Genomic DNA, 14,642 nt, shown 5'->3' with positions numbered 1-14,642 from the left:
TAAACTTGGCATCGATTTTTGACACGCTGTTGAGTTCTCAAGAATCGGACACACACCATCAACCAGAACCACATTCCGGCCTCCGGGGCAACCCTTCAAACTTACCCGCCTCGCTCTCCGCGAGTCAAATCGGCGGTTCGGGCTCCGAACCGCCTGTCAGCTCCGGTGGCTTCCGGCGGGAGCCCAAACATTAGCACCGTCCGGGACGGATGACCTAATCGCGTCCCGGGCCGAGCGGCATACCCGCTCTGACCTGCGCAAACGCGCTAGGCCAGCCGTTCGATGACGATCGGCATGAGGTCTGGGCGGGACCCCTCGGGGGCGATCAGGTACCCGCCCTCGAGCGCCTCGAGCGCACGTTCGAAGCGGGCCGGCTCGTCGGTGTGCAGGGTCATGAGCGGCTCACCGCCCTGCACGAATGCACCCGGCTTGGCGTGCAGCTCGATCCCCGCGCCCGCCTGGACCGGGTCCTCCTTGCGCGCGCGACCGGCGCCCAGCCGCCACGAGGCGACGCCGACGGCCAGGGCGTCGAGCTGGACGAGCACACCGTCCGCCGGCGCGAGCACCGTGTGGGTCTCCTTCGCGACGGGCAGGTCCGCGTCCGGGTCCCCTCCCTGGGCGCGGATCATCCTCCGCCAGACATCCATCGCCTTGCCGGATGCGAGCACGTCGGCCGGGTCCACGCCCGACACTCCCGCCCCCGCGACCATCTCTCGGGCGAGCGCGACGGTCAGCTCCACGACGTCCGGCGGTCCCCCACCGGCAAGCACTTCCACGGACTCACGCACCTCGAGCGCGTTCCCGACGGTCAGGCCGAGTGGGGTCTGCATGTTGGTGAGCAGGGCGACCGTGTGCACCCCGGCGTCCCTGCCGAGCTGCACCATGGTCGACGCCAGCTCGCGCGCCCCACTGAGGTCCTTCATGAAGGCCCCGGACCCGACCTTGACGTCAAGGACGAGCGACCCCGTCCCTTCGGCGATCTTCTTGCTCATGATCGACGAGGCGATGAGCGGGACGCAGGAGACGGTCCCGGTGACGTCGCGGAGCGCGTAGAGCTTCTTGTCGGCCGGTGCGAGCCCGGCCCCCGCGGCGCAGATGACGGCGCCGACGTCCTCGAGCTGGTCCATCATCGCGTCGTTCGACAGGCCGGCCCGCCAGCCCGGGATCGACTCGAGCTTGTCGAGGGTTCCGCCCGTGTGCCCGAGCCCACGGCCGGACAGCTGCGGGACGGCGACACCGCACGCAGCGACGAGCGGCGCGAGCGGCAGCGTGATCTTGTCGCCGACCCCGCCGGTCGAGTGCTTGTCACTGGTCGGCCGGGAGAGCCTCGAGAAGTCGAGCCGCTCCCCCGACCTGATCATCGCGTCGGTCCACCGGGCGATCTCGCGGCGGGTCATCCCGTTGAGGTAGATCGCCATCGCGAGCGATGACATCTGCTCCTCTGCGACGGCACCCCGCGTGTAGGCCTCGATGACCCAGTCGATCTGCGCGTCGGACAGCTCCTGACGGTCGCGCTTCGTCGCGATGACGTCGACGGCGTCGAAGGGTTCGCTCATGCTTGCCTCACTCCTCGGTGGGGGCTGTGCCCGCCAGCTCGTCTAGGTCCTCCCGCCCGAAGGCCTGGGGCAGTACCTCGGTCATCGGCAGGACGCCCTTGGGGGTCTGCAGGAGGCACGCCGGTCCCCCGTGCTCCCAGAGCAGCTGCCGGCAGCGACCGCACGGCATGAGCGGCTGCCCGTCCGCGCCGACGCAGTAGACGGCCACGAGCCGCCCGCCGCCGGTCGCGACGAGCTCCGACACCATGCCGCACTCGGCGCACAGAGCCACTCCGTAGCCGGCGTTCTCGACATTGCACCCCGTGACGACGCGTCCATCATCGACGAGCCCGGCCACCCCGACCGGGAACTTCGAGTACGGCGCGTAGGCACGCCGCATCAGCTCGACCGCCCGCTCGTGCAGGGCTTCCCAGTCGATGTCGTATGCCGCTGGGTCAGCCTTCGTGGCAGCGGTGGCGTCCCGCTCCGGCTGAGCCGTCACGTCGCCTCCCCCTTCCGATAGATGACGCCGTCCGCCTTCGGCATGCGTAGGCGCTGCGAGGCGAAGGCCAGGACGAGAAGCGTCGCGATGTACGGCGTCATCTGGGTGATCTCGCTCGGCATGGCCTTCATGATCATGAACCAGGCCCCGACGATGACCGCCATGACGACGGAGACGACACCGGTGATCGGCTTGCCGCGCTTGCGGCGCCACAGCTGCCACGCACCCCAGACCAGGAGGAACACCGCGATCGGCAGCAGGTAGGCGCGGATGACGTCGTCGCCGCCGCGGAGGTTGATCGCGTCGGTGTAGCCGAAGAGTGCGGCGCCGCCGGCGAGGCCGCCCGGTCGCCAGTTGCCGAAGATCATGGCCGCCAGGCCGATGAAGCCTCGCCCACCGGTCTGCCCGTCTCGGTACAGGCCAGAGGCGACGAGGGCGAGGAAGCCACCACCGAGGCCGGCCAGCCCGCCGGAGATGACGGTGGCGACGAACTTGTAGCGGTAGACGTTGACGCCGAGCGTCTCGGCCGCGGTGGGCGCCTCGCCGCAGGAGCGCAGGCGCAGGCCGAAGCCGGTGCGCCACAGGATCCAGGCGGTGAGCACGAAGAGCAGCGCGACAATGATCGTCAGGACCGACAGGTGGTAGACGAGCGCCCGCAGCCCCGAGGCGATGTCCGCGACGAGGAAGGTGCCGCCCTTCTCGAGGTTGCCGAGCCAGTCGGCGAGGGGGCCGATGGTGACGGTCGGCAGGGCCGGCAGCCCCGGGGACTGCGTCGGCCCGCCACCGGGCAGACCAGTGAAGGTCCGGGCGGCGAGGTAGGCCGCGGCCCCGGTGCCCAGCGTGTTGATGGCGACGCCGGACACGATGTGGTCGACGCCGAAGATGACGGTGGCGAGAGCGTGGATGGCTCCGCCGATCGCCCCGAGGAGAATGGCGCCGAGGACACCCATCCAGGGGCCGTAGTGGTAGGCGAAGAACGCCCCACCCCACGTGCCCAGGATCATCATGCCCTCGAGGCCGATGTTGACGATGCCGGCCCGCTCGGACCAGAGGCCCCCGAGCCCGGCGAGGGCGATGGGTGCCGCGAGGGCGAGGGCCGCCGCCAGCGCGCCCGAAGAGTCGATGTCGTTCGCGCCCGTGATGACGCGGACGAGCGAGAGGACGACGAGGGCGCCCACGGCATACACGGCGGCGCGCAACAGCGCGGACCGGCGCCACGGCGAGGGCAGGGTGTCGGCCTCGTCCCCGCGCTTGCGGGTCACGGTGTCACTGCTGATGCTCATGCCCGAGCTCCTTCCAGGGGCGCGCCCGCCTCAGCGGCCAGGCGCGCAGCGACGCGGCGCTGCTCGATACGGACGTTGGCGCGGCGCACGATCTCGTAGGCGATGACGACGGACAGGACGATGACGCCCTGGACGACGAGGACGAGCTTGTCGCTCACGCCCGCCTGGATCTGGAGGGCGTTGGACTGCTGGTCGAGGAACGACCACAACAGCGCCGCGAAGGCGATCCCGATCGGGTGGTTGCGGCCGAGCAGCGCGATGGCGATGCCGGCGAAACCGAGCCCCGGCTGGAACGTCGACCCATAGGAGTAGTCCTGCCCGAAGAGCAGCGGCATGCCGACGAGGCCGGCGACGCCACCCGAGATGACCATGGACACGGCAACCATGCGCTTGACCTTGACGCCGCTCGCCACGGCGGCCGTCTCGGAGGCACCGGTGGTGCGCAGGTCGAAGCCGAAGCGCGTCTTGTTGAGGACGAACCAGTAGGCGATGCCGACGATGATCGCGAGGATGATCAGTCCGTAGACCTCGCGGCTGCTGCCCGGGATGAGCTTGAAGCCCGGCACCTGGGACGACTCGGGGATCGGCTTGGTCTGCACGACGTTCGAGCCGCCGGACTCGATCGCCACCTTGCGCAGCAGCAGCGCGACGAGGAAGGTCGCGATGGCGTTGAGCATGATCGTCGAGATCACCTCGGACACGCCGCGCCAGACCTTGAGAAGCCCTGCGATGGCGGCCCACAGCCCACCCGTGATGATCGCGACGACGAGGCCGAGCACGATGTTCAACGGTCCGGGCAGCCAGCCCTGGCCCGCGACGAGCGCGGCGAAGAAGGCCGCGATCCGGTACTGGCCGTCGACGCCGATGTTGAACAGGTTCATCTTGAACCCGATCGCAACGGCGACCGCCGACAGGTAGTAGACGGTCGCGGCGTTGACGATCGCCGAGAGGACCCGTGGCTTCGGTGCCGAGAGGATGGTCGACCAAACCTGGCCGACGGGGTCCTTGGCCGCCACGAGGATCAACGACGTGACGACGACCGCGACGACGACCGCGAGCAGCGGCGCCGCGAGGGCCATCAGAATGCGGCGGCCGTCCAGACGAGGGTTCACTGGCCGTTCTCCTTGCTGGTGTTCTGCTCAGGCGCCGAGGTGCCCCAGGGGGCCGCCGGCTCGGCCGGGTTGCTGATCGGCATCTCCGCGGGCGACTCCCCGGTCCTGTCGGCGCCCGTCATCGCGGCCCCGAGCTGCTCCCGGGTCACCGTGTCGGGGTCGAACTCGGCGACGAGGCGACCACGCAGGATGACCTTGATGTTGTCGGAAAGCCCGACGAGCTCCTCGAGGTCCGCCGAGATGAGCAGCACCCCGAGCCCCTGGCGGCGGGCATCCCGGATGTGGTCCCAGATCGCCGCCTGGGCCCCGACGTCGACTCCTCGGGTCGGGTGTGCGGCGACGAGTACCCGCGGGCTGCGCCGCATCTCGCGGCCGATGATGAGCTTCTGCTGGTTGCCGCCGGAGAGCGACCCGGAGGTGACGTTGATCGACGGCGTGCGGACGTCGTACTGCTCGACGATCTCCTCGGTCTCCTTCTTGGCCGCGGAGGCGTCGATGAGCCAGCCGCCGGGACCGCTGAGGTAGGTCCGCTCGGTCTGGTGCCCGAGGATGACGTTCTCCCAGAGCGGTGCCTCGAGGAGCAGCCCGTGCCGGTGCCGGTCCTCGGGGATGTAGCCGATGCCCGCCTCGCGGATCTCCCGCGTCTGCCAGTCCGAGGTGTCGACGTCTCCGAGGAGGATCCGGCCCGAGGACGGCTCGCGCATGCCCATGATGACCTCGACGAGCTCGGCCTGGCCGTTGCCCTCGACGCCTGCGATGCCGACGATCTCGCCGGAGTGGATCGTCAGGTTGACGTCGTCGAGCAGGCGCGGACCGCCGAACGGGTTGTCGAGGGACGTGTCCTCGATCGTCAGGACGGGGGTGTCCATGACGGTGGACTCCTCCGTCTGGGGGCTCGGCAGCTCCGAGCCGACCATGAGCTCGGCCAGTTGGCGGGCCGTGACGCCCTTGGGGTCGACCTCGGCGACCGTGGTGCCGCGTCGGATGACGGTGATCGCGTCGGCGACCTGGAGCACCTCGTCGAGCTTGTGCGAGATGAAGATGACGGTGAGTCCCTCGGACGTGAGTCCGCGCAGGTTGTCGAAGAGCTCCGTGACCTCCTGCGGCACGAGCACGGCGGTCGGCTCGTCGAGGATGATGATCTTCGCCCCGCGGTAGAGGACCTTGAGGATCTCGATCCGCTGGCGGGCGCCCACGCCGAGGTCGGCGACGAGGGCGTCCGGGTGGATCCCGAGGCCGTAGGCGTCGGACAGCTCCCGGATCTTCCGGCGAGCGGCGTCGCCGATGCCATGGAGTGCCTCGGCGCCGAGGACGACGTTCTCGAGGACCGTGAAGTTGTCCGCGAGCTGGAAGTGCTGGAAGACCATGCCGATGCCGGCCCCGATCGCGTCGGACGGGGTGCGCAGCTTCAGCTCCCGGCCCTCGATCGAGATCGTGCCCTCGTCGGGCTGCTGCACGCCGTACAGGATCTTCATCAGCGTCGACTTGCCGGCGCCGTTCTCCCCCACGACGGCGTGGATCGTGCCCTTGTCGACGGTGAGCTCGATGTCCTTGTTGGCGACGACGCCCGGGAACCGCTTGGTGATCCCGTGCAGCTCGACGGCTGGTGTGCCGCGGTGGGTCAGCTCTGCTTCGCCGGCGACGGCCGTGGCGTCACGGGTCGCGTCGCGGAACTGCGAGTCGTTGGCGACGATGACGCACCCTCCTCAGGTGGGCCCGCTGCACCGCGGGCGGGATGAAACTACCGGCAAGAACCTACAACCGGCGTGCTGGGTGGAAGCAGAAGGGCCCGGGCGGCGCGCGATGCGCCGCCCGGGCCCATGCAACCAGGATCTGTCCCGAAGGGGATCAGGCGGCAGGCACCTTGATCTCGCCCGAGATGATCTTCTGCTTGTAGTCGTCGAGCTTGTCCTTGATGTCGTCGATCTTGCCGCCCGTGGTGGCGTAGTCGACACCGCCGGCCTTGAGGTCGAAGACCTTGTTGCCGGCCTGGAAGTTGCCGTCCTTGATCGACTTGATGAAGTCGAAGACACCGACGTCGACGCGCTTGATCATCGAGGTCAGGATGACGTCGCGGACCGACGAGTCGGCCGTGAGGGCCTGGTCGGAGTCGACACCGATGGCAAGCTTGCCCGCGGCCTTGGCGGCCTGGAAGACGCCACCACCGGAGCCACCGGCAGCGTGGTAGACGATGTCCGCGCCCTGCTGGTACATGCCGTCAGCGGCGGCCTTGCCCTTGTCGACGGAGGAGAAGCCCGAGAAGTCCGGCGGCTGCGTGAGGTACTTGACCTTGACCTCGATCTTCGGGTTCACCGCCTTGGCGCCGGCGATGTAGCCGACCTCGAACTTCTTGATGAGCGGCGTCTCGACGCCACCGACGAAGCCGATGACGTTGGTCTTCGTCTTGAGAGCCGCGGCGGCACCGACGAGGAAGGAGCCCTCGTTCTCGGCGAAGGTGATGTTCTCGATGTTCGGGCCCTCGGCGTCGGTCGAGTCGACGAGCGCGAACTTGACGTCCTTGTTCTCGGCGGCGACCTTCTTGACCGAGGGGGCGTAGGCGAAGCCGACGGCGACGATGTTCGTGTAGCCGGCGTCGATGAGCTGCTGGAGACGCTCCTCCCGAGCGGACTCCGGCTCACCGTTGGTGGCGGCGGCCTCCAGGCCCTCGACACCGAGCTCGGACTTGGCCTTGTCGAGGCCCTTGGCGGCCGCGTCGTTGAACGACTGGTCACCCCGGCCTCCGACGTCATAGGCCATGCCGACCTTCAGCTTCTCACCGCCGTTGGCAGCCGGCTGGGTGCCCCCGTTGCTGCTGCTGTTGGACGGTGTCTCGGACGAGCCACAGGCGGCCAGTCCGAGGGCGGCCGCGGCGACGATGGCGGCGACCTTCGTTGCGTGACGCAAGGCGTGCTCCTTATATGTTGCAGGTACGGAACCGGCGCCGGTCCGCGGAGTGCACTGTAGCCGCCGAACCCGAGCCATCCGACCCACTCCGGGGAACTGTGGCGAAGTGTTATCTATCCGCGACCCGCGCCTTGTCGAGGGGTGCCGATGCGGGCACGACCCCGATGGTGGCGAGGACGCAGCCGGCGAGGGTCCTCGCCCCGACTCCGATGGCCCCCTCGTCGACGACGAGGTCGCCCTGGTGCAGGTCGTAGGTCTTGCCGCCGGGAGTGCGGGTGCCGAGACGCGCCATGGCGCCTGGGATCCGCGTCAGGTACCACGCGAAGTCCTCGCCGCCGAGGCTCTGCGGTGTCGGCGCGGCCTGCGCACCCGCCTGGCTCACGGCCAGGGTGAGGGCATCCACGCTCGCCGCATCGTTGACCACGGGTGGCACGCCCTTGACGATCGCGACGTCGGCCTTCACGCCATACGGGGCGACCACGTCCTGGACGAGCTCGGTGACGAGCTTCTCCGACCCGTCCCATGCCGTGGCGTCGAGCATCCGCAGCGTGCCGAGCGCCTTGCCCGTCGACGGTATGACGTTGTGCGCCCCGCCGGCGTGCACGCTCCCCCACACGAGGGCGGCCGCGGTGCGGGGGTCGAGGCGTCGCGACAGCGCCGCGGGGACGTCGGTGACGACCTTGGCGAGCGCGTAGGTGAGGTCCTGGGTGAGGTGCGGCCGCGAGGTGTGCCCGCCCGCGCCGGACAGGGTGACGTCGACCTGGTCGGTCGCCGCCGTGATCGCTCCGACACGCAGCCCGACCCGTCCGACGTCGAGCGACGGGTCGCAGTGCAGCGCGAAGATCCGCTCGACGCCCTCGATGCCGCCCTGGGCCATGACGTCCTCGGCCCCGCCCGGCATGATCTCCTCGGCGGGCTGGAAGACGACGCGGACGCCGACGCCGAATCGCCTGAGGTCCTCCTCGATCTCCTTGAGCGCCAGCGCTGCGCCGAGCGCCGCGGTGGTGTGCACGTCGTGGCCGCAGGCGTGGCTCACGCCGTCGGTGGTCGAGGCGAAGGGCAGCCCCGTGTGCTCGCGGATCGGTAGGGCGTCGAGGTCGGCGCGGAGCCCGATCGTCCGGGTCGGCGCCTCGGCCCCGATGTCTGCGATCAGCCCGCTGCCCCGGAGCCGCCGGGTCGTGACCCCGGCTAGCTCGAGCCGGTCGACGACGACCTGCGTCGTGCGCACCTCAGCCCGGCCGAGCTCGGGGTGCTGGTGCAGGTCGCGACGGATGGCGACCAGCTCGTCCTGCAACGCCGCCACCGTCTTGGAGATCGCGTCGAACGGCAGGGACTGGGTCACGAGCACCGCAGTCTAGCGAGAGGATGACGACGACCACCGACCGGAGGAGCGATTCGTGACCGATGTGCCCGCGCTGGTCGCGCGCCTCGACGCGGCCCTGCCCTGGTCGACGGCCACAACCCGCGCCTCCCCCGCCACGGTCTGGTGCACGGACGTCGCCGCCCGGGCGTCCCGCGACCCGCTCAGCGGATGGCGCCACGCCCTCGCCGAGCAGCAGCGGTCGGTGGACCGTCCGCACGTCGCCGCCGCGTTCGTCCTCCAGTGGTGGTGCGAGTCCGTCGCCACCCCCATCGCGTATGCCGCTCACCTTGCCTCCGTCGTGCTCGCCGAGTCGGGCGCGGGGCTGGGCTTCGAGCTCGCGCCCGGCCTCTATCCGGATCGCTTCGTGCTCGACCCGGCATCGGTGTCGGTGAACGAGGCCGAGCCCAGGGAGGCGTGCGTCGAGCAGGGGCGTGCGGCATACCTCTCCTTGGTGTCGGGCGTCGTGACGGACTATGCGCCGGACGTGAAGGCAAGCACGCGGCAGCGGTGGGGCGTCGTCGAGGACGTCTGGCGCACCGCGCTGGCCCGGGCGGACCGCCGGCCGGACCCGCGGCGGATGTCGTGCTGCTTCATCTACGCGCTGCCGGGAATGCAGCCGTGCTCGGTCTGCCCCCGACTCGCCCCACCACCGCGGGTCGAGTAGCGGGAACGAGCTGGGTCAGCCCTGCGATCGGCGCCGGAGTCGCGCAATGGACCGTCTGCCGGGTGGGCCGGCTCCCACCGACAGACGGGTCAGGAGAAGGGGAAGAGGGCTAGTGGCTCGCTCGTCGGCCGGTGGGATCCACCGATGGGCTCGACGGTGATGCCGACCGCCGAGGCCTCTCGCGCATCCCCGTTCAGGGTGACGATCTTGTCGCCGCTGCCGCTCATCAGCCCTGCCGGCTGCATCGTGCCGGCCCGGTCCTCGAGCCACAGCTGGTAGACCTTGCCGTCGGGAGGCGCCGGCATGTCCGACGGGATGAGGACCGCTCGCCCGAGCTGCTTCGACCGGACGACGGTGGCGGTCGCCCCACCAGGGAAGCGGTGCGCGACGCGTGAGGCGTCCGGCGCCTCGAGCACCCGTTCGGCCACTGTGGGGGGTGGGCTCGTGTCGACGGCCCGCCAGATGCCGAGGGCCGCGACCGCGACCAGCGCGGCGGCCACCGCTGCCAACAACCACGGTTGGCGGCGCAGCCGTGCGGGTCCGGCGTCCCGCTCGGTGGGCGCCTCCGGCCGCAGCGGCGGGAGCGGCCGGACCGTGGAGATCTGTCGCAGCACGGACTCGCGCAGGGCGGCAGGAGGTGCCGTCTCGACGAGGGCGGACAGCTGGGTCGCGGCAGAGCGCAGGCCGGCCACCTCGTCCTGGCAGGCTGGGCACCCGGCCAGGTGCCGCTCGAACAGCTCGCGTTCCTCGGGGTCGAGCGCGTCGACGGCATAGGGGCCCGAGAGGGCGTGGATGTCGTCGTTCATGAGGTCACCCCCAAGGTGTCACGTAGTCGGATGAGGCCGTCCCGGATCCGTGTCTTCGCGGTGCCGAGCGGGAGGTTGAGCAGGGCTGCGACCTCAGTGTGGGTGTAGCCGGAGAGGTAGGCGAGCTCGACGGCCTCCCGCTGGGTGTCGGTGAGGTGGGCGAGCGCCCGCCGGACCCGCTGCGCGTCGAGCCGCAGGGCGACCTCCTCGACGGTGGCGTCGTGGGCGACCTCACCGCTGGTCGCACCGTAGCGTTCGTCACGCGTGCGGGCGGCCTCGGCGGAACGGACCCGGTCGACAGACTTGCGATGGGCGATGGCGAGGACCCAGACGAGCGCGCTGCCGCGGCTGGGGTCGAACCGGCCGGAGGTGCGCCACACCTCGAGGAACGCCTCCTGGGTGACCTCCTCGGCCTGGGCCGGGTCGCGCACCACCCGCCGGACGAGACCGAAGACGCGAGGTGCGACGGCGTCATACAGCTCGCCGAAGGCGCCCTCGTCCCCCGTGGCCGAACGCCGGAGCAGCTCGCCGAGGCCGTCGGCGGCGGCCGCACCCCGCGGCTCGGTGCCGGGGGTGCGAGCCGCGGAGAAGCGGGACATGCGATCCATGGTTGCCGACGCCGGGTCAGGGCAACAGCACCGAGTCGATGACATAGACGGTGGCGTTGGCCGTGGGCACGTTGCCGCAGAGAACCTTGGCGTTCTTGCCGACCGTGAAGTGGTCACCCGACCCCGTGACCGTGATCGTCGTGCCGGCGAGGGTCTTGTGCGCGCCGGTCAGCTGGTCAGGACCGAGCCGGCCCGCGACCACGTGGTTGGTCAGGATCTTGGTGAGGGTCGGCTTGTCGGCGAGGACCTTCTGCAGCTGCGCCTCCGGGATCTTCGCGAACGCGTCGTTGGTCGGGGCGAACACCGTGATGCCCTTGGCCGAGTTGAGGGTCTCGACGAGACCCGCCTTCTTGACCGCCGTGACCAGGGTGGTCAAGAGGGGGTTGTTGCTCGCGGCCGTCGCGACCGGGGCGCTGGCCATACCCCTGAGCGAGCCCTTGCCCTCCGTGGGCACGGCCGCACACGCAGGCCCGAAGACCTGGGAGGCCGGTTCGGCCATGTCGGAGCTCGTCGAGGGCATGGCCGAGGAGGTCGTCGGCGCCGCGGACGAGGTCGTCGCCGCCGAGCCGGAGGTCATCGCTTGCTCGCCGGTGCTGCCGTTCGCCGCCCCGGTGCAGGCCACGAGCCCGAGGGGCAGCGTGACGGCGAGGGCGACGAAGGCGATGCGGCTCTTCATGGTGGTCTCCTTGCTGGTGGGTGTCCGGGTGGGCTGTCACTCGTGGTTCGGAGCCGTGCCTGCTCCCGGATTGGGTCGCGACGAAGGTTTTTCAGCCCAGGGACACGACAGATCCGAGGAAGGAGGGCATCGGGACCCCGAGCCGTGCCGAGGACCGCGCCGGTGCCGCAGGCGGCACAGATGAGTGAGAGGTATCGCATAGCCGGCGGCGTGGCCCGTGCGAGGGGGGCGCGCCTAGGCTGCGTGGCATGACGGCTGCCGAGAACCACCTACCGCTCTCCGGGGAGGACGAGCACACGCAGGCCGAGTGGGAAAAGGCCGCCGCAGGGGTGCTGCGCAAGGCGCGGCGACTGTCCGAGGACGCCCCGGACGGGGCCGTCTGGGAGGCGCTGACCCGCACGACGCTCGACGGGATCGAGGTGCCCCCACTCGGCACCCCTGCCACCGTCCGGGACCTCCCGCCCTCGGGCGTCCCCGGGGAGGCGCCGTTCACCCGCGGCCGGCTCGCCGAGCGCCCGGAGGACGGCTGGGACATCCGTTCGCACGTCGGCGGTCTCGCTGCCAAGCGCGCCAACGAGGAGGCCCTGCTCGACCTGGGCAACGGTGTGACGTCTCTCTGGCTCGAGCTCGGCGGCCCCCTCTCGCCCGCCGATCTGCCTGCGGCGCTCGATGGCGTGCTTCTCGACGTGGCACCCGTCGTCCTCGAGGGCGACGACCCGCTCGCCTCGGGCCGTGCGCTCGTCGCCCTCGCCGCCGAGCAGGGCGTCCGGTTGCATCCCGACAGCAACGTCGGCCTCGACCCGATCGGCGCCGCAGTGCGCTCCGAGGGCCACCCCGCGGCGGCCGGCCAGTTCGCGGATGTGGTCGCGGTGGCGGAGGCAGCCGGGATCCGGGCCGTCGTGGTGGACGGCACGGTCGTGCACGACCTCGGCGCCTCGGACGCGCAGGAGCTGGGCTACTCGCTCGCGGTCGGTGCCGCCTACCTGCGGGCGCTCACCCCGGACGGCCGCTCGGTCGACGACGCGCTGCAGCTCATCGAGTTCCGTTACGCCGCAACGGATGAGCAGTTCCCGACCATCGCGAAGCTCCGTGCCGCACGCCGGCTCTGGTCGCGCGTCGCCGAGCTGTCCGGCGCCTCTCCCGAGGCAGGCGGACAGCGGCAGCACGCCGTGACGAGCCGGCCGATGATGAGCACCTACGACCCCTACGTCAACATGCTCCGCACGACCGTCGCTGCCTTCGCGGCCGGCGTCGGTGGCGCGGATGCGGTCACCGTGCTGCCGTTCGACAGCCCCCTCGGCCTGCCCAGCGCCCTCGGGCGCCGCAACGCCCGCAACACCTCCTCGCTGCTCATCGCCGAGTCCCATGTGGCCGCGGTGACCGACCCCGCCGGAGGGTCGTATGCCGTGGAGCTGCTCACCGACGAGCTGTGCCGTGCCGCGTGGGCCGAGTTCCAGCGAGTCGAGGCGTCCGGGGGCATCGAGGCGGCGCTCGCCGACCGGTCCCTCCGGTCCCGGATCGACGAGGTCGCCGCACGACGCGCAGACCAGGTCGCCCACCGGACCCGGCCCATCACGGGCGTGACCGAGTTCCCGAATCTGGAGGAGCCGCGGCTCGAGCGCGAGGCCGACCCCGTTGCCCAAGAGGTGCGGCGCTACGGCGCGGCGTTCGAGGCGCTCCGGGACGAGCCCGCCTCGCACCCGGTCTTCCTCGCCACCCTGGGGTCGGTCGCCGCACACACGGCCCGCGCCACCTTCGCTGCGAATCTCCTTGCTGCCGGAGGGGTTCCCGTCATGACCGCCGGCGCGACCGACGGTGTCGATGCACTGCTCAAGGCCTACGAGGCCCAGGACAAGCCGCCGGTCGTCTGCCTGTGCGGAACCGACGCCGCCTACGCCGAGTGGGGTGCGGAGGCCATTGCGGCGCTCCGGGGCGACGGCGCGACCTGGGTGATCCTCGCGGGCAAGCCGGGTGAGCGGACGCTCGACTCGTCCCTCGTCGACGACTCCGCAGCCATGGGCCTCGACGCCCTGTCTTTCCTGAACCGCACGAGGGAGAAGTTGGCATGAGCGCCGACCGGACCGTCAACACCGTCCCCAGCAGTTTCGCCGACCTGCCCCTGGAGGCCGCCGACGCGCGCGGCTCGAAGACAGCGGGAGCGAGCACAGCGGCATACCAAGGGAATCCGTGGCGCTCTCCGGAGGGCATCGACATCCTTCCGGTGTATGGACCCGAGCACGTCGAGGGCCTCGCCACGGGCACCTGGCCGGGGCTCACGCCATACCTGCGCGGGCCCTACCCGACCATGTACACGACGCAGCCGTGGACGATCCGGCAGTACGCCGGGTTCTCGACGGCCCAGGAGTCGAACGCGTTCTACCGCCGCAACCTCGCGGCCGGGCAGAAGGGCCTGTCCGTCGCGTTCGACCTCGCGACGCACCGCGGCTACGACTCCGACCACCCGCGGGTGCGCGGCGACGTCGGCATGGCGGGAGTCGCGATCGACTCCATCTTCGACGCGAGAACGCTGTTCGACGGGATCCCGCTCGACCAGATGTCCGTCTCGATGACGATGAACGGCGCGGTCCTGCCGATCATGGCGCTCTACATCGTCGCGGCCGAGGAGCAGGGGGTGAAGCCGGAGCAGCTCGCGGGGACGATCCAGAACGACATCCTCAAGGAGTTCATGGTCCGCAACACCTACATCTACCCACCCGGGCCGAGCATGCGGATCATCTCGGACATCTTCGCCTACACGGCCGCGAAGATGCCGCGCTTCAACTCGATCTCGATCTCCGGCTACCACATCCAGGAGGCGGGTGCGACGGCCGACCTGGAGCTCGCCTACACCCTTGCCGACGGTGTCGAGTACATCCGGGCCGGGCTCGACGCGGGGCTCGACATCGACGCGTTCGCGCCGCGGCTGTCCTTCTTCTGGGCGATCGGGATGAACTTCTTCATGGAGGTCGCCAAGCTCCGGGCCGCGCGCGCCCTCTGGTCGCGGCTGGTCGGGCAGTTCGACCCGAAGAACCCGAAATCCCTTTCGCTGCGGACGCATTCGCAGACCTCGGGGTGGTCGCTGACGGCCCAGGACGTCTTCAACAACGTCGAACGGACCTGCATCGAGGCGATGGCAGCGACCCAGGGGCACACCCAGTCGCTGCACACGAACGCGCTCGACGAGGCCAT

General features: G+C 70.5%; 13 protein-coding genes. 3 read left to right on the top strand and 10 right to left on the bottom strand.

Annotated elements, in window-relative coordinates; genetic code table 11:
* Positions 1-266: 266 nt before the first annotated feature.
* The 7 genes from ACTHJJ_RS07855 to ACTHJJ_RS07825 all read right to left on the bottom strand — a co-directional run bounded on the left by ACTHJJ_RS07855 (position 267) and on the right by ACTHJJ_RS07825 (position 8,678).
* Positions 267-1,556: a thymidine phosphorylase gene (locus ACTHJJ_RS07855; RefSeq protein ID WP_440302381.1), complete on the bottom strand. Its 1,290-nt coding sequence runs from the start codon at positions 1,554-1,556 to the stop codon at positions 267-269.
* Positions 1,557-1,563: 7 nt separating this feature from the next.
* Positions 1,564-1,935, bottom strand: coding sequence for a cytidine deaminase (locus ACTHJJ_RS07850; RefSeq protein ID WP_440302383.1), 372 nt, complete (start codon positions 1,933-1,935; stop codon positions 1,564-1,566).
* A 98-nt stretch (positions 1,936-2,033) separates the two neighbouring features.
* On the bottom strand, positions 2,034-3,320 hold the full coding sequence (locus ACTHJJ_RS07845) for an ABC transporter permease (RefSeq protein WP_440302380.1): 1,287 nt from the start codon (positions 3,318-3,320) through the stop codon (positions 2,034-2,036).
* Positions 3,317-4,432, bottom strand: coding sequence for an ABC transporter permease (locus tag ACTHJJ_RS07840; RefSeq protein WP_440302379.1), 1,116 nt, complete (start codon positions 4,430-4,432; stop codon positions 3,317-3,319). Before ACTHJJ_RS07840 ends, ACTHJJ_RS07845 begins: the two co-directional genes overlap by 4 nt.
* Positions 4,429-5,979, bottom strand: a complete 1,551-nt coding sequence (locus tag ACTHJJ_RS07835) for an ABC transporter ATP-binding protein (RefSeq protein ID WP_440302382.1) — start codon at positions 5,977-5,979, stop codon at positions 4,429-4,431. Before ACTHJJ_RS07835 ends, ACTHJJ_RS07840 begins: the two co-directional genes overlap by 4 nt.
* Before the next feature lie 301 nt (positions 5,980-6,280).
* Positions 6,281-7,336 carry a BMP family lipoprotein gene (locus tag ACTHJJ_RS07830; RefSeq protein WP_440302378.1) on the bottom strand — a complete coding sequence of 352 codons (1,056 nt, stop codon included), beginning with the start codon at positions 7,334-7,336 and terminating at the stop codon, positions 6,281-6,283.
* 109 nt (positions 7,337-7,445) lie between these two features.
* Entirely contained in the window at positions 7,446-8,678 is a 1,233-nt protein-coding gene (locus tag ACTHJJ_RS07825; RefSeq protein WP_440302377.1) for an amidohydrolase, read from the bottom strand.
* A 55-nt stretch (positions 8,679-8,733) separates the two neighbouring features.
* On the opposite strand from ACTHJJ_RS07825, the gene ACTHJJ_RS07820 reads away from it, so the two are divergent.
* Positions 8,734-9,363 carry a hypothetical protein gene (locus ACTHJJ_RS07820; protein WP_440302376.1) on the top strand — a complete coding sequence of 210 codons (630 nt, stop codon included), beginning with the start codon at positions 8,734-8,736 and terminating at the stop codon, positions 9,361-9,363.
* 89 nt (positions 9,364-9,452) lie between these two features.
* On the opposite strand, the gene ACTHJJ_RS07815 is transcribed toward ACTHJJ_RS07820, so the two are convergent.
* Genes ACTHJJ_RS07815 through ACTHJJ_RS07805 form a run of 3 tightly spaced genes read right to left on the bottom strand, consistent with a single transcriptional unit; the run spans position 9,453 to position 11,453 of the window.
* Positions 9,453-10,169, bottom strand: coding sequence for an anti-sigma factor (locus tag ACTHJJ_RS07815; RefSeq protein WP_440302375.1), 717 nt, complete (start codon positions 10,167-10,169; stop codon positions 9,453-9,455).
* Positions 10,166-10,768, bottom strand: a complete 603-nt coding sequence (gene sigK, locus ACTHJJ_RS07810; RefSeq protein ID WP_440302374.1) for an ECF RNA polymerase sigma factor SigK — start codon at positions 10,766-10,768, stop codon at positions 10,166-10,168. The genes ACTHJJ_RS07815 and sigK overlap by 4 nt, the downstream gene beginning before the upstream one ends.
* A 25-nt stretch (positions 10,769-10,793) precedes the next feature.
* Positions 10,794-11,453: a fasciclin domain-containing protein gene (locus ACTHJJ_RS07805; RefSeq protein WP_440302373.1), complete on the bottom strand. Its 660-nt coding sequence runs from the start codon at positions 11,451-11,453 to the stop codon at positions 10,794-10,796.
* Between the two features lie 248 nt (positions 11,454-11,701).
* On the opposite strand from ACTHJJ_RS07805, the gene ACTHJJ_RS07800 reads away from it, so the two are divergent.
* Positions 11,702-13,522: a methylmalonyl-CoA mutase family protein gene (locus ACTHJJ_RS07800; RefSeq protein WP_440302372.1), complete on the top strand. Its 1,821-nt coding sequence runs from the start codon at positions 11,702-11,704 to the stop codon at positions 13,520-13,522.
* Positions 13,519-14,642: methylmalonyl-CoA mutase family protein (locus tag ACTHJJ_RS07795; protein WP_440302371.1), on the top strand; the 1,124-nt coding region annotated here is incomplete at its 3' end. The genes ACTHJJ_RS07800 and ACTHJJ_RS07795, both read left to right, overlap by 4 nt.

Origin of the sequence: Intrasporangium sp., from assembly GCF_051961875.1 — a bacterium.
Lineage (GTDB): Bacteria > Actinomycetota > Actinomycetes > Actinomycetales > Dermatophilaceae > Intrasporangium_A.
Note: the sequence above shows the minus strand (reverse complement) of the source record. Positions and strands in the feature narration are given on the sequence as shown.

Bases quoted from the DNA above. Each gene is read 5' to 3' on its own strand.
- ACTHJJ_RS07855 (WP_440302381.1), bottom strand. From the start codon at position 1,556: ATGAGCGAACCCTTCGACGCCGTCGACGTCATCGCGACGAAGCGCGAC.
- ACTHJJ_RS07850 (WP_440302383.1), bottom strand. From the start codon at position 1,935: ATGCGGCGTGCCTACGCGCCGTACTCGAAGTTCCCGGTCGGGGTGGCC.
- ACTHJJ_RS07845 (WP_440302380.1), bottom strand. From the start codon at position 3,320: ATGAGCATCAGCAGTGACACCGTGACCCGCAAGCGCGGGGACGAGGCC.
- ACTHJJ_RS07815 (WP_440302375.1), bottom strand. From the start codon at position 10,169: ATGAACGACGACATCCACGCCCTCTCGGGCCCCTATGCCGTCGACGCG.
- sigK (WP_440302374.1), bottom strand. From the start codon at position 10,768: ATGTCCCGCTTCTCCGCGGCTCGCACCCCCGGCACCGAGCCGCGGGGT.
- ACTHJJ_RS07805 (WP_440302373.1), bottom strand. From the start codon at position 11,453: ATGAAGAGCCGCATCGCCTTCGTCGCCCTCGCCGTCACGCTGCCCCTC.
- ACTHJJ_RS07800 (WP_440302372.1), top strand. From the start codon at position 11,702: ATGACGGCTGCCGAGAACCACCTACCGCTCTCCGGGGAGGACGAGCAC.